Raw genomic sequence first — 20,210 nt, forward strand, 5'->3', positions numbered from 1 at the left:
CGTTGAAACCGGAGCAGGGGGAGGCCGCACCGCGCGGTCTCCCCCTCTCCGTCGAGGCGGCCCGCGAGTCCGTCGCCGCGGGGCTCATCACAGCGTACGCGCTCGCGCTGCGCTTGGTCGGCGCGGGGCGCGGGCTGCCCTACCTCCACGAGTGGGACGAGTGGTTTCAGGTGCCGCCGGTGATCCGGATGGTCCTCAACCACACGCTCAATCCCGGCATCTTCATCTACGGCAGCCTGTACTACTATTTGCTCCTTCCGGTAGTCTATCTGCACTCGCTGTACCTGCGCGCGCTCGGTGTGATGAAATCCGTGAACGACATCGTCCTGATGCATCCGCTGGTGCCCGGGTACGGCTGGTACATCAACTTTCCATCGTTCTATCTGTGGGCGCGGGCGTTCACGGCGCTGCTCGGCGCCGCCACCGTGTATCTCACCTACCGACTCGGCCGCGCGGCGTTCGGCCGGACGGTCGGCCTGCTCGCGGCGGCCCTGCTCGCCGTCGCCCCCGGCGCCGTGTACTACTCGGACACGGCCCGCGTCGACGTCCCGGAGGCGTGCCTGACGACCGCGGCGCTGCTCGCCGGACTCAACGTGATCCGGCGGGGGCGGAGGTGGGACTATCTCGTCGCGGGTCTCCTGGCGGGCCTCGCGATGTCGACGAAGCAGACCGCGGTGTGGGTCGTGCCTGCGCTCGTGCTCGCGCACGCGTCCGGCGGGCGCCGGACGGCGCTCATCGATCGGCGGCTCGGCCTCATGTTCGCCGCCATCGTCGCGGGCGGACTCGCGGGCACGCCGTATCTGTTGATCCGGCCGGACCTGGTGCGGGCCGGGTTTGACGCGCAGATCGGCCCCTACGGCGTCTTTTCGATCCCGAACCCGGGCGATTTCCTCCGACACCTCGGGTGGAACCTCGGCTACCTGCTCCGGCCTACACAGGGCGGAGACTGGTATGTCGTGCCGCACGCCGCGCTCGGTCTCATCCCCGGCGCCGCCGCGATCGCCGGCCTCGCCGTCGGGTACGCACACCGGCCGAGGGTACTGGCCTACCTCCTGACCTTCCCCCTGCTGCAGCTGTGCTTCCTCGCGCGCGCGGACGTCTTCTACACCCGGAACCTGTCGCCCGTGCTTCCCCTGCTGGCGATCTGGGCGGCGCTCGGCGCCGAGTGGGGGTGGGAGACGTTGACGGCGTTCGCGGCGGCCTCGGCCCGTCCGCCGGCGTCGTGGGAGAGGTTGCAGCAGCGATGGCGTTCAGCCGCGGCCGCGGCCGAAGCGGCGGTCCTCGTCATCTTCATGCTCGGACCCGTCCGGGAATCGGCGGTCCTCGCGGGCTGGCTGTACCGGCATCACGATACCCGGACGCAGGCCGTGGACTGGCTGGCCGGCCACGTGACGCGCGGCCGCGGGGTCGCGTTCGAACTGGAACTGGCCTGGTACCTGCCGGTCCTCAACCACCTGCGGTTTCGGACGGACTGGACGGATCGCAGCACGGCGCCGTCCTGGTATGCCTCGCACCACATCGACTACGCCGTGGTGAGCGAGTGGAACCCGATCGCCGCGTGTCCCACGGTGCGCTTCATCCCGCGGCCCTCGTACCTGCCGTCGATCCCGGAGGAAGTCCGCTTCGTTCCCAACTCGTATCCCATCATCGACCCCGCCATCACGATCGTGCGTCCGGCCGCCGGATGCGCGTCGACGGCGCCCGTCGTCGGGAGTGCGCCGCTGGCCCTGCTCGCGCCGTGACGCCCCGAGCCATCGTGTGCTACCATGGCGCCATCCCAGCGACAACGGAGGCCGCCCCGCCGTGATCGACGACCGCACCGTCGCGCACGTGGCCCGTCTGAGCCGGCTCGAGCTGAGCGAAGACGAGCGCGAGCGTTTCCGCGCGCAGCTCGGCAGCATCCTCGAGCACGTCCAGAGCCTGCTCGCGCTCGATCTCAGCGGCGAACCGCCGACGGCCCACGCCACCGGCGCCACGAACGTCCTGCGCGACGACACGGCCCGGCCGTCGCTCTCGCTCGACGAGGCGCTCGCCAACGCCCCGGCGGTGGAGGATGGCTTCATCGTCGTCCCGCCGGTGATCGAGGGCGAGTAGCGTGCCCGAAGCGCGGTCGCTCGCGGACTGCACCGCCGCGGAGCTCCGTCGCCTGTACGCGGCGGGCGCAGCGTCCCCCTCGGAAGCGGTGCGGGCTGTGCTCGACCGCATCGCCTCGCTCGACTCGACCCTGCACGCCTACCTGTACGTGGACCGGGACGCCGCGCTGCGCGAGGCCGCGAGGTGGGACGGCCGCGCCGGCCGGGACGGGGCGCCGGCGCTCGCCGGCATCCCGATCGCGCTCAAGGACAACATCTGCACCCGGGGCTGGCCCACGACGGCCGGCTCGCGAATGCTGGAAGGCTTCCGGCCGCCGTACGATGCCACGGTGACGGCGCGCCTGCGCGAGGCCGGCGCGGTGCTGCTCGGCAAGACCAACTGCGACGAGTTCGCGTTCGGCAGCAGCACTGAAAACTCGGGGTACGGGCCGACCCGCAACCCCTGGGATCCCCTGCGCGTGCCGGGGGGTTCGAGCGGCGGATCGGCGGCGGCGGTCGCGGCGGGAGAGGCGACGCTGGCGCTCGGCAGCGACACCGGCGGCAGCATCCGCGAGCCGGGATCGTTCTGCGGCGTTGTCGCACTCAAGCCCACGTACGGGCGTGTCTCTCGCTACGGCCTGATCGCGTTCGCGTCGTCGCTCGACCAGATCGGGCCGTTCGCCCGGGACGTGCGCGACGCTGCGCTGCTGCTCGGGGCCGTCGCGGGACACGATCCCTGCGACTCGACCTCCTCGGCCGACCCCGTGCCGGCCTATGCCGACGCGTTGACCGGCGACGTGCGCGGGCTCCGGATCGGCGTCGTCAGAGAGTTTTTCGGCGAGGGCCTCGCGCCGGCCGTGGGCGAGGCGGTGCGCGCGGCGGCCGGCGTGTTGGCCGGGCTCGGCGCCGTCTGCGACGAGGTGTCGCTGCCGCACGCCGTCTACGCCCTGCCCGCCTACTACATCATCGCGCCGGCGGAGGCCAGCAGCAACCTCGCCCGGTACGCGGGCGTGCAGTACGGCCACCGGACCGCGAAGGCCGGCGATCTGTACACCCTCTATGCGCGGTCGCGGCGGGAGGGGTTCGGCGCGGAGGTCAAGCGGCGGATCATGCTCGGCACCTTCGCGCTGTCGTCCGGCTACTACGACGCGTACTATCTCCGCGCGCAGCGCGTGCGCTCCGTCATCCGGCGGGAGTTCACGCAGGCGTTCGAGCGGTTCGACGTCCTGCTCGGACCGGTCGCGCCGACGCCGGCGTTCCTCCTCGGCGAAAGGGTGGAGGATCCGCTGCAGATGTATCTCTCCGACATCTACACGATTCCGGTGAACCTTGCCGGGGTGCCGGGCATCTCGGTGCCGTGCGGCTTGGTGACGGGACTTCCGGTCGGGCTGCAGTTGATCGGCCGCGCGTTCGGCGAGGCGGCGCTTCTCAACGCGGCGTTCGCGTACGAGCAGGCGACGCCGCACCGCACCGTGCGTCCCCCCGTCGTCTCACAGCCGGGGACCCGGGGTAGACCGGCCGGAGGCCGGTCGTGACCTACGAGACCGTCGTCGGCCTCGAGGTGCACGTGCAGCTCGAGACCGCGAGCAAGATGTTCTGCGGCTGCGCGGTCGAATTCGGCGCGCCCCCCAACACGCGGACGTGCCCGGTCTGCCTTGGGCTCCCGGGGGCGATGCCGGTGCTCAACCGCCGCGCGGTCGACCTCGGGCTGCGCACCGCCGTCGTCCTGGCCTGCCGGGTGCACCCGGAGAGCCAGTTCCACCGCAAGAACTACTACTATCCGGACCTGCCGAAGAACTACCAAATCTCCCAGTACCAGTACGCCGGACACCCGCCGCTGGCGGCGGCGGGCCGGATGGAGCTCGAGGGAGCCGGGACGGCGCGGACGATCGGTATCCGCCGCGTGCATCTCGAGGAAGATACCGGGAAACTGCTCCACGCCGAAGGCCGCAGTCTGGTCGATTACAACCGGAGCGGCACGCCGCTCATGGAGGTCGTCACGGAGCCCGACCTCCGGTCGCCCGAAGAGGCGCGGCTTTTCCTCGCGCAGCTCCGCGCGGTGCTCCAGTACGCGGGCGTCACGACCGGCCGCATGGAGGAAGGCACCATGCGCTGCGACGCCAACCTCTCGCTACGCGTTCCCGGCGGCCCCCACGGGATCCGGACCGAGGTCAAGAACATGAATTCGCTCCGCGCGGTGGAGCGGGCGCTGCGTTTTGAGGAGGCGCGCCAGCGGGAACTGCTGGCCCGGGGCGGGGCGGTCGTTCAGGAGACCCGCCACTGGGACGAGCAGCGCGGCGTGACCTTCTCGTCGCGCGAGAAGGAAGAGGCGCAGGACTACCGCTACTTCCCCGAGCCGGACCTCGTGCCGCTCGCGGTCGACGGCGCCTGGGTCGACCGGGTCCGCGCGGACCTGCCGGAGCTCCCGGATGCCAAGCGGCGGCGCTACGCCGAGGCCTTCGCGCTGCCCGAGCACGAAGCGCGCCTGCTCACCGCCACGCGGCCGATGGCCGAGTTCTTCGAGGACACCGTCCGGCGCTTCAACCAGCCCAGGATCGTCGCCAACTGGCTGGTCGGCGACATCGCGGCCTACCTCAACGAGGCGGGGCAGGAGATCGACCAGGCCAAGATCACGCCCGCGTCGCTCGCGGAGATGCTCAGCCTGCTCGAGCGGGGCACGCTGAGCGGCCGTCTCGCCAAGGACGTCCTCCCGGAGATGCTCAATACCGGCCGGACCGCCGGCGAGATCGTCAAGGAGCGCGGGCTGGTCCAGATCAGCGATGAGTCCGCCCTGGCGGAGATGGTGGAGGCCGTGATCGCCGAGCATCCGGGGCCCGTCGGCGACGTCCGGGCGGGCAAGGACAAGGCCGTCGTGTTCCTCGTCGGCCAGGTGATGAAGCGCAGCCGCGGCCGCGCGAACCCCGAGGTCGTCAACCGCCTGCTGCGCGAGCGACTCGCCGCTCGTTGAGGGGGCGGACCGCCTCTGCTAGAATTGTAACTACGGCCCACATGCACAAGGAGACTCCGCATGCCCGGTGAGTTCGTTCACTGCCACCTGCATACGGAGTACTCCCTCCTGGACGGCGAGAGCCGCATCGAGCCCCTGATGAAGCGAGCGGCGGCGCTCGGAATGAAAGCGATCTCCCTCACCGATCACGGCGCCATGTACGGGGCGATCGAGTTCTACGAGAGCGCCCGCGCGCACGGCCTCAAGCCGATCATCGGGGTCGAAGCCTATGTCGCGCCCCGCGGCATGGCCGACCGGGACCCGAAGCTCGACGCCTCCGCCTTCCACCTCGTTCTGCTCGCCCGGAACGACGAGGGCTACCGGAATCTCCTGAAGCTCACCACCGCGGCGCACCTGGACGGTTTCTACTACAAGCCGCGGATCGACCGCGCGCTGCTGGCAAAGCGCAGCGGCGGCCTGATCGGTCTCTCCGCCTGTCTGAACGGCGAGATTCCGCGCGCGATCCTCCGGGACGACATGGAGGCGGCGCGCGCCCTGGCGGGGGCATATAAGGAGATCTTCGGCCCGGAGCACTTCTACCTCGAACTGCAGGATCACGGCATCGCCGAACAGCGGACGCTCACGCGCGGCATCGCCGCGCTCGCCGAGGCCACCGGCCTGCCGCTCGTCGCCACGAACGACGTACACTACGTCACCCGCGACGAGGCCGACGCCCAGGACGCGCTGATGTGCATCCAGATGGGCATCGACCTGGCTCAAAAGGACAAGCCGCGGATGGGCGACGTGCCGGAGTTCTACCTGAAGAGTCCCGACGAGATGGCGGCGCGATTCAACGACTTCCCGCAGGCGCTTCGCTCGAGCCTCGCGATCGCGGAGATGTGCAACCTCGAGATCGAAACCGGTACCACCCGCCTGCCGCATTTTCCGCTGCCGGAGGGCGAGACCGCCGACACGTATCTGCGGAAGCTGTGCGAGGCCGGCCTGCGCCGGATCTACGGCGAGGTCACCCCGGTGCTCGAGGAGCGGCTCGCCTACGAGCTGGGCGTCATCGTCAAGACCGGCTACGCGGCGTACTTCCTGATCGTTCAGGATTTCGTCGGCTTCGCGCGCGGGCGCGGCATCTACACCACGGTGCGCGGCTCCGCGGCGGGCAGCCTCGTGCTCTACGCCTGCGGCGTGACCGACGTCGACCCGATCGCGTACCGGCTGCCGTTCGACCGCTTCCTCAACCTCGAGCGCTATACGATGCCGGACATCGACGTCGACTTCATGGACAGCCGTCGCGACGAAGTGATCAAGTACGTCGTCGAGAAGTACGGCGCGGACCGCGTCGCGCAGATCATCACCTTCGGGACGCTCGGCGCGCGCGCCGCGATCCGCGACCTCGGCCGCGTGATGGGCCTGCCGTACGGCGATGTGGACCGGATTGCCAAGCTCGTGCCGGGGGCCAACGTCTCCCTACAGGATGCGCTCGCCGCCGAGCCGGAACTGCGCGCCGCCGTGGAGGGCAGCTCCCAGATCAAGCAGCTGATGGACATGGCCCAGAAGCTGGAGGGCGTGGCCCGCCACGCCAGCACCCACGCCGCGGGCGTGATCATCTCCCGCGATCCGCTGACCGACCACGTGCCGCTCCAGCGCGCGACCAAGGGCGATCTGTTGATGACGCAGTACGACATGAACAGCGTCGCGCGCCTCGGCCTGCTGAAGATCGACTTCCTCGGACTCACGAACCTGACGATTCTCGACGAGGCGATCGGGCTGGTCCGCAAGACGAAAGGGATCGAGATCGACCTGCAGCGCCTCCCGCTCGAGGACAAGCCGACATACGCGCTGCTCGCCTCCGGCGAGACGACGGGCATCTTCCAGCTGGAGGGCCGGGGGATGACCCGGTACCTCCGGGAGCTCAAGCCGGACCGGATCGAGGACGTGATGGCGATGGTGGCGCTCTTCCGGCCCGGGCCGATGGCCAACATTCCATCTTACATCCGGCGCAAGCACGGCCAGGAGAAGGTGACCTATCTGCACCCGCGACTCGAGCCGGTGTTGAAAGAAACCTACGGCGTGATGGTCTACCAGGAAGACATCATGACCGTCGCGCAGGCGATCGCGGGTTACACGCTGGCCGAGGCCGACGTGCTCTGCTACGCGATCCGCAAGAAGATCAAGGACCGGCTGCTCGCGCAGCGGGAGAAGTTCGTCAAGGGCGCGCGGGCCAACGGCGTGGACGCGAAGACGGTGGATCTGATCTTCGAGCAGTTCGAGCCGTTCGCGCGGTACGGCTTCAACCGCGCGCACGCCGCGTGCTACGGTCTGATCGCGTACTACACCGCCTACCTCAAGGCCCACCACGCGCCGGAGTATATGACCGCGCTGCTCTCGAGCATCGCCGGTGACATGGAAAAAGTCGCGCAGGCGGTCGGGGAATGCGCGCGGATGGCGCTCCAAGTCCTGCCGCCGGACGTGAACGAGAGCTCGGCGTCCTTCACGACGGACGGGCGGGTGATCCGCTTCGGGCTCGCGGCGGTCCGCAACGTCGGCGTCGGCGCGATCGACGTCGTCATCGCGGCGCGGGAGGCCGGCGGGCCGTTTACGGGCCTCGCCGACTTCTGCGGCCGTGTGGACACGCGCCTCGTCAACCAGCGCGTGATCGCGAGCCTGATCAAGGCCGGCGCCTTCGACCGCCTCGGTTCGCGTGCGCAGATGTTGCAGACCCTCGACGCGGTGCTGGAGCGGGCGCAGCGCAGCCAGCGCGCCCGCAACGAGGCGCAGACCGGCCTGTTCGCCGATCTCGGCGCGCCGCCCCCCGACGCATCGGCGGCGGCGGAGACGGCGGTGCAGGAGTTCACGAAGGAAGAGCTGTTGACGATGGAGCGCGAGATGCTCGGCCTCTTCATCTCGGACCATCCGCTCCGGCGCTGGGCGCCGGCCCTGGCGAAGCGGGCCACCGCGACGATCGCGCAGCTCGCGGATCTGCCGGACCGGCGCGAGGTGACGATCGGCGGTCTCATCGGGACGGTAAAGCGCAGCATGACGCGGTCCGGCTCCACGATGGCCTTCGTGACCCTCGAGGATCTGACCGGCAGCATCGAGGTGCTGGTGTTCCCGCGGGCCTACGAGCAGTACGGGCTGTCGCTCAAGCGCGACGCGGTCGTGTTGATGCGCGGGAAGCTCGACGTGGAGGAGCAGTCCGTCAAGCTCCTGTGCGACGAGGTGATCGCGCTGCCGGCCGTGCCGCCCGAAGAGACCGGCGCCGACGCCGCGGTTCACGAGCTGGTGACCGTCGGGATGAACAACGGCGCCTCGGGGAACGGGCGTCAAGGCAACGGGTACAGCAACGGCGATCGGGGGCGGACGGCGGTCCGCGGCGCCGCGGGGGGGGCCGGGTCGTCCACGCGGCCGGCCGTGCGCGTGCGCGTCAGCACGGTTGAGGAGATTGAACAGCTCGAACGCTACCTGAAGGCTCATCCGGGGCCGCGGCGCATCTGCGCGCACGTCGTCAGCGGCGACGGCGAGCACGTCGTCCCGGTCCGGTCCGGCGCGCACGACGTCGAGGAACTGCAGCAGTCGCTGGAGCAGCTGTTCGGCGAAGGGAATGTCTGGGAAGAATAGCACGGCATCGCTCCGGATCGTCCTCGCGGTGCTGCTGGCCGCCTTGGGTTTCCTCGTGGTCGTCCAGATCCGCGCCAGCCGCGGACTCGCGGGCCAGGAAGACGTACCGACCCGCAACGTGTACGCGCTGGCCACGATGCTGCGCCAGGAGCGCGCCTCACGCCACGCGCTCGAAGCGCAGGTGGCCGATCTGCAGCGGCGGTTGTCCGAGTTCGAGCGGGTCACGGCGGAACGGCGCGGCACGACCGAAGCGATGATGCGGGAGCTGGAAAGCCTCCGCGTCGCCGCGGGGCTCGTGCCGCTCACCGGCCCCGGCGTCACCGTGGTCGTCGACGCCACGCAGGCGCCGATGGTCGGCCACGCGCCGCCCGCGGTGCAGTACGTCGATCTGGTCAGCATCGTCAACGAGCTGTGGGCGGCCGGCGCCGAGGGGATCGCCATCAGCGGCGTGCGGATCACCGCCACGACCGGATACAGCGAGGTCGGCGGCACGATCCTCGCCGACCGCCATCGCCTCGCCCCGCCGTACACGATCGACGCGCTCGGGGATTCCGCGACCCTGCAGGGCGCGCTCGGAATCCGCGGCGGCGTGATCGAGGGACTCCGCACGCTCGGCCTGCAGATCACGATCACGCGCAAAGCGACCCTGAACCTTCCCGCCGCGCAGTCGCTGCCCGCCATCCATCTCGCCCGTCCCGCCTCGCCCTGAGCGAGGTGCTGATCGCCGGGGCGTCGTTTGCGGGGCTGGGCGCGGCCCAGGCGCTCGGCGGCCGCGCGCTGCTCGTCGACCCGCTGCCGGTCGGCGAGGGCCAGACGTCGGCCTGCGGTGCGCCCGTCCGCGTACTCGAGGCGCTCGGCGCCTCGGGGTCGATTCAAGAAATCCACCGGGACCTGGTCATCCACACACCCGGACGCGAAGTCCGCTGGCCGGTGCCGGAGGCATTTTGCACCTTCGATTACCGCGCATGCTGCCGGGCCGCGTTCGACGCATCGGGCGCGGGGTTCGTTCGGGCGTCGGTGCGCGGCCGTCACGGGACGCTCGCGCTCACCTCGGCGGGTGGGATCCCGGCGCGTGTGCTCGTGGACGCGACGGGATGGCGCGCCGCGCTCGCCGGGCGCGCCGCCACGGACGGCGGCCGGTATTTCGGGCTGGAAGCCGAAGTGCCGGCGCCGTTTACCCCGGGCCTGCACTTCTACTTCTGGCGGGACGTGGCGCCGGACGGCTACGCGTGGGTCTTTCCGGCGGGGCGCGTCTCCCGCGTCGGCGTCCTGAGCTATCGGGGGCGCAGCGGAGTCGGCGCCCGGCTCGACGCGCTGCTGGTCCGGCTCGGCCTGCCGGGTGGACCGCGGCACGGCGGCTTTCTCGGCGCGCGCCTCGCACAACCGGTCGTCGACGGCGTCTTCGTCGCCGGCGACGCCGCGGGGCACTGTCTGCCGTTTACGGGCGAGGGGATCAGGTCGGCGGTGTGGGCGGGGCAGGTCTGCGGTCGGCTGGTGCGCCAGCTCCTCGACGGCGAGATCACGGCCGCGTCGGCCGCCGCCGAGTACGAGGCCTACGTGGCGCGCCAGCGGCGGCGGTTCCGCGTACTCGAGTGGTCTACCATCGCGGCGCTTCGGCTGCCGGCGCGCGTGCTCGGGGTGCTCGCGGCCTGGGTCTCGCGTCCGGGGCCGCTCGGGGCGTTCATGAGGCACTATCTTGCACTATTCGCCGGCTCCGGCGTGCCGTAGCCCCCGGGCCGTGCCGGTCTCGCTCTCCGGAATCGCCGCGTATCTGCTGCTGTGGGCCGGCGCCGCGACCGGCGTCCTCACGTCATCGGATGCAGTCCGCCGCCGCGCGGGCTGGCTCAACGCCCCGGTGCACGAAACGCTGTCGCTTGCCGGTCTGGGCGTCGCGCTACTCCATTCGGCGCAGAGCGTCATCGCGCCGCAGGGCGTCCGGCTCGACATTCTGGTGTTTACCGGACCGCTCGCCATGGGGTCGGGGCTGCCGGCCGGGGTGCTGGCCCTGTACCTTACCGCCGTCTCGACCGTTTCGTTCTATCTCCGGCGTCATCTCGGCGGATGGTGGCGCGGTGTCCACGCGCTCGCCTACGCCGCCTACGGAACTGCCCTGTGGCACGCGTTCGCCGTCGGGGCAAACGCGTGGCTGCCGCCGGTGCGGTGGTTCTACGCCGCGTCGACCGGCGTGCTGGCCGCGCTGACTGTGCTACGGCTCAGCGCGCCCGTCCTGGCCCGGACGCGCGCACCGTCGTAACGGGGATCTTGGCGTGGCGGACGACGTACTCCGTGACGCTGCCCACGAACAGGTGCCCGACGCCGGTGCGGCTGTGGGTGCCCATTACGATGAGATCGGCCCCGAGCCGATCGGCTGTTTCTAGAATCTCGTCGCGAGTGTGGCCGGTGCGCACGACCGTCCGCCGTACACCCGGCGTTTTCGCGGCGAGGGCGTCGAGCGCGGTCTGCGCCCGCTCCCGAGCTCCGCGCACGACCGCGGCGGGAACGGGCGTGGGGACAACGGCCGGTCCCGCGGGCACCCATTGTACCTCGAAGTCGACCACGTACAGCAGCACGATGCGCGCGTCGAGGGCTCGGGCGATCTCGCCCGCCCAGGCGAGCGCCGCGGCTGCCGACGCGGAGAAATCGGTCGGGACGAGAATCGTCTTCGTGGGCATGGCATTCACGTTCGTCGCCGCGGCGGGCGGCGCCTGTGCGGGAGGGACGCATGCGGCCGCCGCCAGTGTACCGAACCTAGGGGGTAACCACGACCGTCGCCCGCATGAACGGATGATCATCGCACTGGTAGACGTACGTGCCGGGCTTGCTCATCCGGACCGTCATGCTCCCGCCGGGGAGCACCTGACCTGTATCCCAGAGCTTGCCGTGCGTGGTCTGCGCGGTGGCGGTGTGTGGGACCGGATCAGCGTTGACCCACGTCACGGAGCGGCCCGCGGCGATCGAGACGTTGGCTGGGCCGAAGGTGAAGGCCCGCACGTAGATTCGGGCGTCGCCGGCTTTGGACGCGGGTGCCGGCCGCGGCGGTAGTGCGGCAAAGCCGCGGTGAGTGCCGGCGGAGACGGGCACGTACGCCGACATCGCGCCGGGGCCTCGCTGGAGCGAAATCTTGCGCGGCTCGCCGCCCACGCGCAGCGTCGCGACGACACGATTCGATGACAGATCTACGACCGAGATGGTGTTGTCGCCCTCGTTGGTCACGTAGGCTAACGCCCCGTCCGAGCTGAGCCCAACCCAGTGCGGGTACCGGCCGACGGCGATCTCGCCGGTGACCCGGCGGGTGGCCAGGTCGATGATCGTCATCCGCGCCGCGCCTTGGACCGCCACGAGCGCCGTCGCGCGGTCCGGCGTAAAGGCGATCTGGTGGGGGATCGGACCGACCGGGATCTCCGCGACGATCGCGCGGGTGGCAATGTCCATGACCTCGACGGCGGCGCTGTTGGCCGTGGTGAAATAGAGCGCCTTCCCGTCGGGCGTGACGCTCAGGCCGCGGGGGGCTTCGCGCAGCGGGATCCGCGCCGCGACCGAGCGCGCCGTCAGATCGAGCACCACGATCGCGTTATGGTCCGGCGTGTCCTGCGCCCCGACGTACGCGGTGGCGCCGTCCGGCCCGAACGTGACCCCGTGCGCCTTCGCAACATCCCACCGCGCCGCCACCGTCATCGTCGCGGTATCGATGAGGTCCACTTTGTCGATGCCGAACACCGCCGCGAGCAGCGTGCGCCCATCGCGGGAAAGTGCCATCCCTTCGGGGAACGCTCCGAGGTCGAGCGTCTTGACGACCGCGTCGGTGGCGGTGTCGATGACGCTGACCTGGGTCGCGTCCTCGCTGGAGACATAAACGCGGCTGCCGTCCGGCGACACGATCACGGCCTCCGGCCCGGCCGGTACCTTGATCGTGCGCAGCGTGCGCCCGGTCGCCGTATCCAGGACGCCGATCGCGTCGTCGCCGTAGAGCCCGACATAGGCTTTGGGCGCGCTGTCCGCCGCCGCGCGCGTCCCGACCTGCCCTCCCGACACGATGCACATCACGAGCGTCAGCGCCGCCACGCCCGCCCGCGCGCCGTAGCGGTACCGCCGCCAGATCTCACTGCCCGGCACGATCCATCCTTGCGGCATTGCTCGTTCCTCCCGCGACTCAGCGTGAACCGGGCCGAGGAACGGCCGGCCCTCGCCGGAGGGATGGGGGAAGGGGCGAGGGCCGCCGCGGCCTCGGTCGGATTCCGCCCGCTGATACACCGGAGGCGGCGCGTGGATGGCCGGCGCGCCGTATGTTACACTACCGCGACAATCGCCGCGTATACATCCAGCCCGTGCCCGGCGGTGTAGTACGGGCGGAGGCGATGCCCCGATGTCGATACGGTTCCGCGGATACCCGAATTGGCCGCGCCGCGAGGTCCGCGCGGGGTCCGAGGTGCGCGACGGCGGCGACGATCAGTTGATGGCGCAGCTGGCGGCGGGCCGGCAGGACGCGCTCGGCCCTCTCTACAGGCGGTACGCGCCGCGGTTGTACTCGCTCGCCGCGCAGTCGCTTGACCGGACGAGCGCGGAAGAAATCGTCCAGGAAGTCTTTCTGCAGGTCTGGCGCAAAGCGGCGACCTACAGGCCGGAACGCGGGACGTTCAAGGCCTGGGTCTTTCAAATTGCCCACCACCGGATTCTCAATGAACTCCGCCGGCGGCGCCGCCGGCCTCAATTGGACGAAGATCCGGATGGTCTGCGGCTTGCCGCGGCACCCGATCCCGTGCCGGGCCCCGACGAGGTCGTGGAGGCGGAGGCGGAACGCGTCCAGGTCCGCGCGGCGCTCGCGTCGCTCCCCGAGGCGCAGCGCCTCGCGGTGGAAATGGCGTTCGTCGAGGGACTGACGCACACGGAGGTAGCCAAGAGTCTGCGGCTGCCGCTCGGGACAACGAAGACGCGCATTCGCGCCGGCCTGCAGCGGTTGCGGGCCGGACTGGCGCCCGCCGTGGCCGCGGCGGTCATCGTAGCCGGAATCGGGGCGATCGCCGGTATTCGCAACGAACAAGCGTCCCGGGCGCTCGACGGCCGGGCGCTCGCGCTCCTGACGTCCAGCGAGACAGCCGCGATCCGGCTCGACGCGGCCCCGGGTGTTCCTCCGGAGACGCACGCGGTGTACCGCGGCCACACCGGCGCGACGATCGCCGTGCTGAACCTCGAGAAGTTCCGGCCGGCGCCGGCGGGTGAGGCCTACCAGGCGTGGGTCCGTCACGGCGAGACGTGGACGTCGCTCGGGACCATCCGGCCGGATGCCGGCGGCGAGGCGCGGTTGATCGTGGAGGGTCCGGCGGTGGACCGCCTGCCGGACGCGATCGAGGTCACGCTCGAGCCGGCGCGCGGGAGTCCCAGCCCGCACGGTCCGGTGATCGTGACCGGCAGACCGGGCCCGCCGGTGACGCGGTACCGCTAGGCGCGCCGAAGCAGGGGCGAAGGGGACGGCCGAAGCCGCGGCCGTCCCTCGCGTGGGTCAGCTACGCGTCGTCGTAGCGGTCAAACCCCGACGGATCCTTGACGATCTTCGCCGGTTTTTCGCCGAGCACTTTCTTCAGCAGGTCGAGGGCGTTTCGTTTGGACTCGTCGATACTCTCGTCCATGGCCCTGCCGGCTTCCTGGAACGTTGTGTTGGTGATTGACTTGCCGGTGGGCTCCGCCCCCGCGTGTCCCTTGCCCATGGGATTATCGGGCATGTTGCAGCCGCAGTTGTAGCACATCGTCCGCGTCACCTCCAACCGATCTGCGCTTCGCTGCAGGGGGCCAGGGCGACGGGTCAATCGACTCATCGCCCGCGGGATATGGTGCCGGAGGAGGGACTCGAACCCACACGGGGGGTGACCCCAGGCGATTTTGAGTCGCCCTCGTCTGCCTGTTCCGACACTCCGGCACGCCGCGCTGTTCCGGCAGACGCGTAACCAATCGTACCACCGGCAGCGGACCGCCGCCAGAGCGCGAGCGGGCCTACGCGCCCGTGGTCCCCGCCGCGACCCGCAACATCGCCGCGACCGATCGGTCGACGTCTTCTTCGGTCGTGACCCAGGATGACACGCTGATCCGCATCGCGGCCCGGCCGTGCCAGACCGTGCCTCCGCACCAGCACGTGCCGTCCTTCTGGACGCCCTCGATCACCCGGCGGGTCGCATCGTCGTCGCCGAACGACACCAGCACCTGATTGAGGACTACTTCGTTCAACGATGGATACCCCCCGCGCGCGAGGCCTTCGGCGAAGCGCCGGGCGTGCCGGCAGGTGCGCTCGATGAGGTCGGCTAGCCCCGCCCGGCCGAGGCTGCGGAGCGCCGCCCAGATCTCGACGCCGCGCGCCCGCCGCGACATTTCGGGCGTGTACCGGAATGGCTCGCGCGGGCCCCCCTCCGGCAGGTACGCGGCCGACGCACTCATCGCCGCGGTGAGATGCCCTACGTCGCGGACGAACGCGACGCCGCCGTCGTAGGGCGTGTTCAGCCATTTGTGCGCGTCCACGGCCCACGAGTCGGCCTCTTCCGTCCCGCGGACGAGATGCGCGAGCCGGGGCGCCGCCGCCGCCCACATTCCGAACGCTCCGTCCACGTGCACCCAGGCGCCCGCGTCGTGCGCTGAGCGGCAGATCTCGCCGACCGGATCCAGGGCCCCGGTGTTGACGTTTCCGGCCTGCGCGCACAGGATGGTCGGCCCGGTCAACCGCGGCAGCGCATCGGGCCGCATCCGGCCCTGGCCATCCGCCGGGACTCGCACGACGCGGTCGCGCCCTAGTCCGAGCAGGCTTAGGGCCTTGAGCAGGCTGGCATGCACCTCCTGGCCGACGATGACGGTGAGCGAGGGCGCGCCAAACAGGCCTTGGGCCTCCGCGTCCCATCCCGCGCGGGCGAGCACCGCGTGCCGCGCCGCCGCGAGCGCGGTGAAATTGGCCATCGTGGTGCCGGTAACGAAGGCGCCGCCGCATTGATCCGGCAGCCGCAGCACGTCGAGCAGCCACCCGAGCGCAATTCGTTCGAGGGACGCGGCCGCGGGAGACGAGACCCAAAGCCCGGCGTTCTGATCCCACGCTCCCGCAAGCCACGACGCAGCCAGCGCGGCGGGAAGTGTCCCGCCGGTAACAAACCCGAAGTATCGCCCGCCCGCGGATGCGACGGTCGCGGGCGATCCGACCGTGTCGAGTGCCGCGAGCACCCGTTCCGGGTCGGTGGGCTGCTCAGGAAGCGGGCCGCCGAGTTCGGAAAGGCGCTCAACCGCGGCGGGCGACGGGGCGACGCTGCGGGCGTCGAGGTTCTCCAAGTATCGGTTTGCTCTGGCGGCGGCGTCGAGCAGAAGCGGGCGCATCGGTCCCTCCTCTCACTGCCGGCTCCGGAGATCGCGCGGCTACTTGGTGCGCTCGTAGATCAGCCGAAGGCCCTCGAGGACCAGCATGGGATCGTGGTGGTCGAAGCAGTTGCATTCCTTCACGACGAGGTCCGCCCAGCCGCCGGTGGCGACGGTGACCGCGCGGCCGCCGAGTTCCTCGCGGATGCGCCGGACGACGTCGTTCACCAGCCCGACGAAGCCGAAGACGATGCCCGCCTGAAGGCCCGTGGTCGTCGAGCGGCCGATCACGCTCCGCGGCGCCTCGAGCGGCACCCGGTGCAGCTGCGCCGCGTGCTCCGCCAGGGCGTCGACGGAGATGCCGATGCCCGGCGCGATCGCCCCGCCGAGGAAGTCGCCCTCGCGCGAGACGACGGAAAACGTTGTCGCCGTCCCGAGATCCACCACGATCACCGGGCCGCCGTACTTCGCGTAGGCACCGACCGTGCCGCAGATCCGGTCCGCGCCGACCTCGCGCGGGTTTTCGTAGAGGATGCGCATGCCGGTTGGGGTGTCCGAGCCCGCAACGAGCGGGGTGATGCGAAAGTAGTCACGGGCCAGCCGGACCATCGTCTCCGTGAGCGCCGGGACGACCGAACTGATCGCCACGCCGCCGACCGCGTCGAAGCGCAAGCCGGCCGTGTCGAACAGTCCCCGGACCAACACCGCGTACTCGTCGGCCGGCCGCCCGGTGTCGCTGGACACCCGCCAGTGGTGCAGCAGATCGCGGCCCCGGTAGACCCCGATCTTGGTGAGGGTGTTGTTGGCGTTCACGGTGAGCAGCAGCGGCGTGTCCACCGCTCCATCATACCTCCAAACGGGCGACCGGACACCGGGCGCGGCCGGGAGCTTCCGGGGGTCATGCTATAATTTTGTGTAGATGTCTCCGGCGGAACGCCGCACCCTGCTGCTCGTCGATGCGAACGGTCTCGTATACCGCGCCTTTTTCGCGCTGCCGTATTTTACGACACGCGACGGCCGTCCGACAAACGCCGTCTACGGCTTCACGACGATGCTCCTCAAGGTCCTCGAGGAGCAGGCGCCCGGGTACGTCGCGGTGGCCTTTGACAAGCCCGGGCCGACGTTTCGGCACGAAGCGTTCGCGGAATACAAGGCCCTGCGGCGTCCGATGCCCGACGACCTGCGGCCGCAGATCGCCGCGACGAAGCGCGTCGTGGAAGTGTTGGAGCTGCCGGTGTTCGAGGCGACCGGGTTCGAGGCCGACGACGTCATCGGGACGCTCACCCGCCGCGCGGAGGCCGACGGCTTCGAGGTGCTGATCGTCACCGGCGACCTCGACGTGCTGCAGCTGGTCTCGCCGCATACGAAGGTGATGATGACGAGCCGCGGCATCAGCGATACCGTCATTTACGACGAGGCCGGCGTCGAGGCCAAGCTCGGGGTCACGCCCTCCCAGGTGCCCGACTTCAAGAGCCTCAAGGGCGACTCGACCGACAACATTCCCGGCGTGCCGGGCATCGGCGACAAGACCGCCGCGCGCGTTCTCGCCGGCGGCGTCACGGTGGAGCGGCTGCTCGCCGGCCTCAACGGCATGACGGACGCGCGGCTGCGGGCGAAGCTCGAGGAGCACCGCGAGCAGATTCTATCGAGCAAACACATCGCGACGATCGCGACGGACGTTGATTTGTCGGTCGATTGGTCCGCGCTCCGGCGGCACACGCCGGACATGGAGCGGGTCCGGGCGCTTTTCACCGACCTGGAGTTCCGGACGCTGCTCGACCGCCTCGGGGTGGCCACGGCGGCGCCCGCGGATCAGCCGCGGGGCGGGTACCGCGCCATCGCCGCGTCGGAGCTGGGCACCGTGCTGGAGAAGGCGACACAGCTCGCGGTGGCGCCGGTGGCCGGAGAAGGACATCCGTTCGTGGCCGGCCTGCGCGGGATCGCACTCGCCACCCGGCCGGGCGCCGCCGTCTATCTCGACCTCGGGGACGGCGTACCCGAGCCGCTCGCGGACGCGCTCGAGGACGAGGAACTGCCGAAATTCAGCCAGGACGTCAAACGCGACATCCTGCTGCTCGAAGGGGCCGGTCTCAAGCCGCACGGCTTCGCCTTCGACGTCGGCCTCGCGTCGTTCGACCTGGATGCGGCGAAGCGCACCCATACGCTCGCGACGGCCGCCTTCGACTTTCTCCACTGGCAGCTGCACGACGGTGCGGCCGGGGCCGGTCGGCCGCCGGCCGTGGAAGGCGGCCTCGCGCTCCAAGCGGGGAACGAGCCGGAGTTCGCCGGCGAAGAGGCCGACGTCATCGTGCGGCTGCACGACGTGATGGAGCGAGGCCTCCGCGCCCGCGACGTCGACCAATTGTACCGCGACCTCGACCTGCCGCTCGCGTTCGTGCTGGCGGGGATGGAGCGGGCCGGCGTCGCGATCGACGCCGGGGCGCTCGGCGCGCTCTCGGTGTCTTTCCGCGAGCGGCTCGAGGTGCTGACCCGCGACATTCACCGGCTCGCGGGGACAGAGTTCAACATCGGGTCGCCGAAGCAGCTGGCGCACGTGCTCTTCGAGAAGCTGCAGCTGCCCGCGCAGAAGAAGACGAAGACCGGCTACTCGACCGACGCCGAGGTCCTCGAGCAGCTCGCGCCGCTCAGCGAAGTGGTGGCGAAGATCCTGGAGCACCGCCGGCTCAGCAAACTGCTCGGTACCTACGTCGACGCCCTGCCGGCCGCGCTCAATCCGAAGACCGGGCGCCTGCATCCGACCTACAATCAGGCGGGGTCGAGCACCGGCCGGATCGTCACGACCGAGCCGAACCTGCAGAACATCCCGATCTTCGAGGAGGACGGCCGCGAGGTGCGGCGGGCGTTCGTGGCCGGCCGGCCCGGGAATGTGTTGCTGTCGGCGGACTATTCCCAGATCGAGCTGCGGGTGCTTGCCCACATCACCGAGGACCCGGGGCTGCTCGCGGCGTTCCGCGAAGGGCGGGACATCCACACCGCCACGTCCGCGGAGGTCTTCGGCGTGGCGCCGGAGGCGGTCACGGCCGAAATGCGCCGGCAGGCCAAGATGTTCAACTACGGCATCGCCTACGGGATCACGGATTACGGCCTCGCGACCCGGCTCAAGACGAGCCGGGAGGAAGCGCGGGCGTTCATGGACACCTACTTCGCGCGCTACGCGCGGGTCGCCGACTACATGCGCGACGCGGTCGAACGGTGCCGGCGGGACGGCGACGTCCGGACGCTGCTCGGGCGCCGGCTGCCGGTTCCGGACATTCTGAGCCGCCACCGGCCCACTCGCGAGCGCGCCGAGCGGGTCGCGATCAACGCCGCGATCCAGGGCACGGCGGCGGACATCATCAAGCTTGCGATGCTGAAGATTGCGCGCGAGCTCCGGCCGCGCTTCCCCGGCGTGGAGATGGTCCTGCAGATCCACGACGAGTTGCTCTTTGAGGTGCCCCGGGATCTCGTAGCCGAGGCGGCGCCGGAGATCCGCCGGCTGATGGCGGACGCCTATCCGCTTCGCGTGCCGCTGCCCGCCGACGCCGGCGTCGGGCCCAACTGGCTTGATCTGACCGACGTCGCGTGAGTGCGGCGCCCTCGGCGAGCCCCGGCCGTCCTCTGCGGATCGGGCTGACGGGCGGCGTGGCGAGCGGCAAGAGCACCGTCGCCGCGGCGCTGCGGACGCACGGCGCCGTCGTTGTGGACGCCGACGCCATCGCCCGCGAGGTCGTCCGGCCGGGCGGCCCGGCGTACCAGGCGGTGGTCGACGTCTTCGGCCCCTCCGTCGTTGGACCGGACGGGGCGCTCGACCGCCGAGCGCTCGGCGCGCGCGTCTTCGGCGATCCGGCCGCCCGGAAGCGTCTCAACGCGCTGACCCATCCGCACATCCGGCGCCGTATGGCGGAGGATGCCGCTCGTCTGACCGCGGCGGGCCGCGCCGCCGTGATCGTCTTCGACATCCCGCTGCTGCTCGACACCACCGACGCGCGCGATCTCGGTCTCGACGGCATCATCGTCGTCTACGCCGACCGGGACACGCAGCTGCGGCGGCTGATCGAGCGGGACGGCCTCGCGGAGGATCAGGCTCGGCGACGGCTCGATGCGCAGGTGCCGCTCCAGGAGAAGGTGAAGCGGGCCGACTGGGTGATCGACAACTCGGGCGCCGCGGACGCGACCCAAGCCCAGGTCGAGCGTCTGTGGCAGGCGCTGATGAGGCAGGCAGGGGGCCGGACACCATAGCG

General features: G+C 70.7%; 16 protein-coding genes and 1 tRNA gene. 11 read left to right on the plus strand and 6 right to left on the minus strand.

What is annotated here, in order from left to right:
- Positions 1–2: 2 nt before the first annotated feature.
- The 8 genes from VFL28_10475 (at position 3) to VFL28_10510 (ending at position 10,903) form a co-directional block, all read left to right on the plus strand.
- The gene (locus tag VFL28_10475; protein ID HET7265085.1) at positions 3–1,742 is read left to right on the plus strand and encodes a glycosyltransferase family 39 protein; all 1,740 of its coding nucleotides are present in this window, start codon (positions 3–5) and stop codon (positions 1,740–1,742) included.
- A 61-nt stretch (positions 1,743–1,803) separates the two neighbouring features.
- Positions 1,804–2,094: an Asp-tRNA(Asn)/Glu-tRNA(Gln) amidotransferase subunit GatC gene (gatC, locus tag VFL28_10480; GenBank protein ID HET7265086.1), complete on the plus strand. Its 291-nt coding sequence runs from the start codon at positions 1,804–1,806 to the stop codon at positions 2,092–2,094.
- A gap of 52 nt (positions 2,095–2,146) precedes the next feature.
- The gene (gatA, locus tag VFL28_10485) at positions 2,147–3,607 is read left to right on the plus strand and encodes an Asp-tRNA(Asn)/Glu-tRNA(Gln) amidotransferase subunit GatA (GenBank protein ID HET7265087.1); all 1,461 of its coding nucleotides are present in this window, start codon (positions 2,147–2,149) and stop codon (positions 3,605–3,607) included.
- Positions 3,604–5,040 (plus strand): Asp-tRNA(Asn)/Glu-tRNA(Gln) amidotransferase subunit GatB, encoded by a 1,437-nt coding sequence (gene gatB, locus VFL28_10490; GenBank protein ID HET7265088.1) that lies wholly within the window; start codon positions 3,604–3,606, stop codon positions 5,038–5,040. Before gatA ends, gatB begins: the two co-directional genes overlap by 4 nt.
- A gap of 60 nt (positions 5,041–5,100) precedes the next feature.
- Positions 5,101–8,649 (plus strand): DNA polymerase III subunit alpha, encoded by a 3,549-nt coding sequence (locus VFL28_10495; protein ID HET7265089.1) that lies wholly within the window; start codon positions 5,101–5,103, stop codon positions 8,647–8,649.
- Positions 8,633–9,358 (plus strand): DUF881 domain-containing protein, encoded by a 726-nt coding sequence (locus VFL28_10500; protein ID HET7265090.1) that lies wholly within the window; start codon positions 8,633–8,635, stop codon positions 9,356–9,358. Before VFL28_10495 ends, VFL28_10500 begins: the two co-directional genes overlap by 17 nt.
- Positions 9,359–9,363: 5 nt before the next feature.
- Positions 9,364–10,377 (plus strand): hypothetical protein, encoded by a 1,014-nt coding sequence (locus VFL28_10505; protein HET7265091.1) that lies wholly within the window; start codon positions 9,364–9,366, stop codon positions 10,375–10,377.
- A gap of 10 nt (positions 10,378–10,387) precedes the next feature.
- The gene (locus tag VFL28_10510) at positions 10,388–10,903 is read left to right on the plus strand and encodes a hypothetical protein (protein ID HET7265092.1); all 516 of its coding nucleotides are present in this window, start codon (positions 10,388–10,390) and stop codon (positions 10,901–10,903) included.
- Here VFL28_10510 and VFL28_10515 read toward each other — a convergent pair.
- A complete protein-coding gene (locus VFL28_10515; GenBank protein ID HET7265093.1) occupies positions 10,863–11,321 on the minus strand; it encodes a universal stress protein in 459 nt (152 codons plus the stop codon). The genes VFL28_10510 and VFL28_10515 overlap by 41 nt on opposite strands.
- A gap of 76 nt (positions 11,322–11,397) precedes the next feature.
- On the minus strand, positions 11,398–12,780 hold the full coding sequence (locus VFL28_10520; GenBank protein HET7265094.1) for a plastocyanin/azurin family copper-binding protein: 1,383 nt from the start codon (positions 12,778–12,780) through the stop codon (positions 11,398–11,400).
- Positions 12,781–13,012: 232 nt separating this feature from the next.
- Between VFL28_10520 and VFL28_10525 the strand changes: the two genes are divergently transcribed.
- Entirely contained in the window at positions 13,013–14,089 is a 1,077-nt protein-coding gene (locus VFL28_10525) for a sigma-70 family RNA polymerase sigma factor (protein HET7265095.1), read from the plus strand.
- Between the two features lie 61 nt (positions 14,090–14,150).
- Here VFL28_10525 and VFL28_10530 read toward each other — a convergent pair whose 3' ends face one another.
- The 4 genes from VFL28_10530 to VFL28_10545 all read right to left on the minus strand — a co-directional run bounded on the left by VFL28_10530 (position 14,151) and on the right by VFL28_10545 (position 16,806).
- Positions 14,151–14,366: a hypothetical protein gene (locus VFL28_10530; protein ID HET7265096.1), complete on the minus strand. Its 216-nt coding sequence runs from the start codon at positions 14,364–14,366 to the stop codon at positions 14,151–14,153.
- Positions 14,367–14,472: 106 nt separating this feature from the next.
- A tRNA-Leu gene (locus VFL28_10535) sits at positions 14,473–14,560 on the minus strand.
- A gap of 74 nt (positions 14,561–14,634) precedes the next feature.
- Positions 14,635–15,990 carry an aminotransferase class V-fold PLP-dependent enzyme gene (locus VFL28_10540; protein HET7265097.1) on the minus strand — a complete coding sequence of 452 codons (1,356 nt, stop codon included), beginning with the start codon at positions 15,988–15,990 and terminating at the stop codon, positions 14,635–14,637.
- Between the two features lie 39 nt (positions 15,991–16,029).
- A complete protein-coding gene (locus tag VFL28_10545) occupies positions 16,030–16,806 on the minus strand; it encodes a type III pantothenate kinase (GenBank protein ID HET7265098.1) in 777 nt (258 codons plus the stop codon).
- An 82-nt stretch (positions 16,807–16,888) separates the two neighbouring features.
- Between VFL28_10545 and polA the strand changes: the two genes are divergently transcribed.
- Both polA and coaE read left to right on the plus strand, forming a co-directional pair.
- Positions 16,889–19,555 carry a DNA polymerase I gene (gene polA, locus VFL28_10550; GenBank protein HET7265099.1) on the plus strand — a complete coding sequence of 889 codons (2,667 nt, stop codon included), beginning with the start codon at positions 16,889–16,891 and terminating at the stop codon, positions 19,553–19,555.
- Positions 19,552–20,208: a dephospho-CoA kinase gene (gene coaE / locus VFL28_10555; GenBank protein HET7265100.1), complete on the plus strand. Its 657-nt coding sequence runs from the start codon at positions 19,552–19,554 to the stop codon at positions 20,206–20,208. The genes polA and coaE overlap by 4 nt, the downstream gene beginning before the upstream one ends.
- Positions 20,209–20,210 lie beyond the last annotated feature (2 nt).

The sequence above is a fragment of the bacterium genome (assembly GCA_035691305.1).
Classification (GTDB): Bacteria; Sysuimicrobiota; Sysuimicrobiia; order Sysuimicrobiales; family Segetimicrobiaceae; genus DASSJF01.

Coding starts and splice junctions, on each gene's coding strand:
- VFL28_10495 (HET7265089.1), top strand. CDS start 5,101: ATGCCCGGTGAGTTCGTTCACTGCCACCTGCATACGGAGTACTCCCTC.
- VFL28_10500 (HET7265090.1), top strand. CDS start 8,633: ATGTCTGGGAAGAATAGCACGGCATCGCTCCGGATCGTCCTCGCGGTG.
- VFL28_10515 (HET7265093.1), bottom strand. CDS start 11,321: ATGCCCACGAAGACGATTCTCGTCCCGACCGATTTCTCCGCGTCGGCA.
- VFL28_10520 (HET7265094.1), bottom strand. CDS start 12,780: ATGCCGCAAGGATGGATCGTGCCGGGCAGTGAGATCTGGCGGCGGTAC.
- VFL28_10525 (HET7265095.1), top strand. CDS start 13,013: ATGTCGATACGGTTCCGCGGATACCCGAATTGGCCGCGCCGCGAGGTC.
- VFL28_10530 (HET7265096.1), bottom strand. CDS start 14,366: ATGCCCGATAATCCCATGGGCAAGGGACACGCGGGGGCGGAGCCCACC.
- VFL28_10540 (HET7265097.1), bottom strand. CDS start 15,990: ATGCGCCCGCTTCTGCTCGACGCCGCCGCCAGAGCAAACCGATACTTG.
- polA (HET7265099.1), top strand. CDS start 16,889: ATGTCTCCGGCGGAACGCCGCACCCTGCTGCTCGTCGATGCGAACGGT.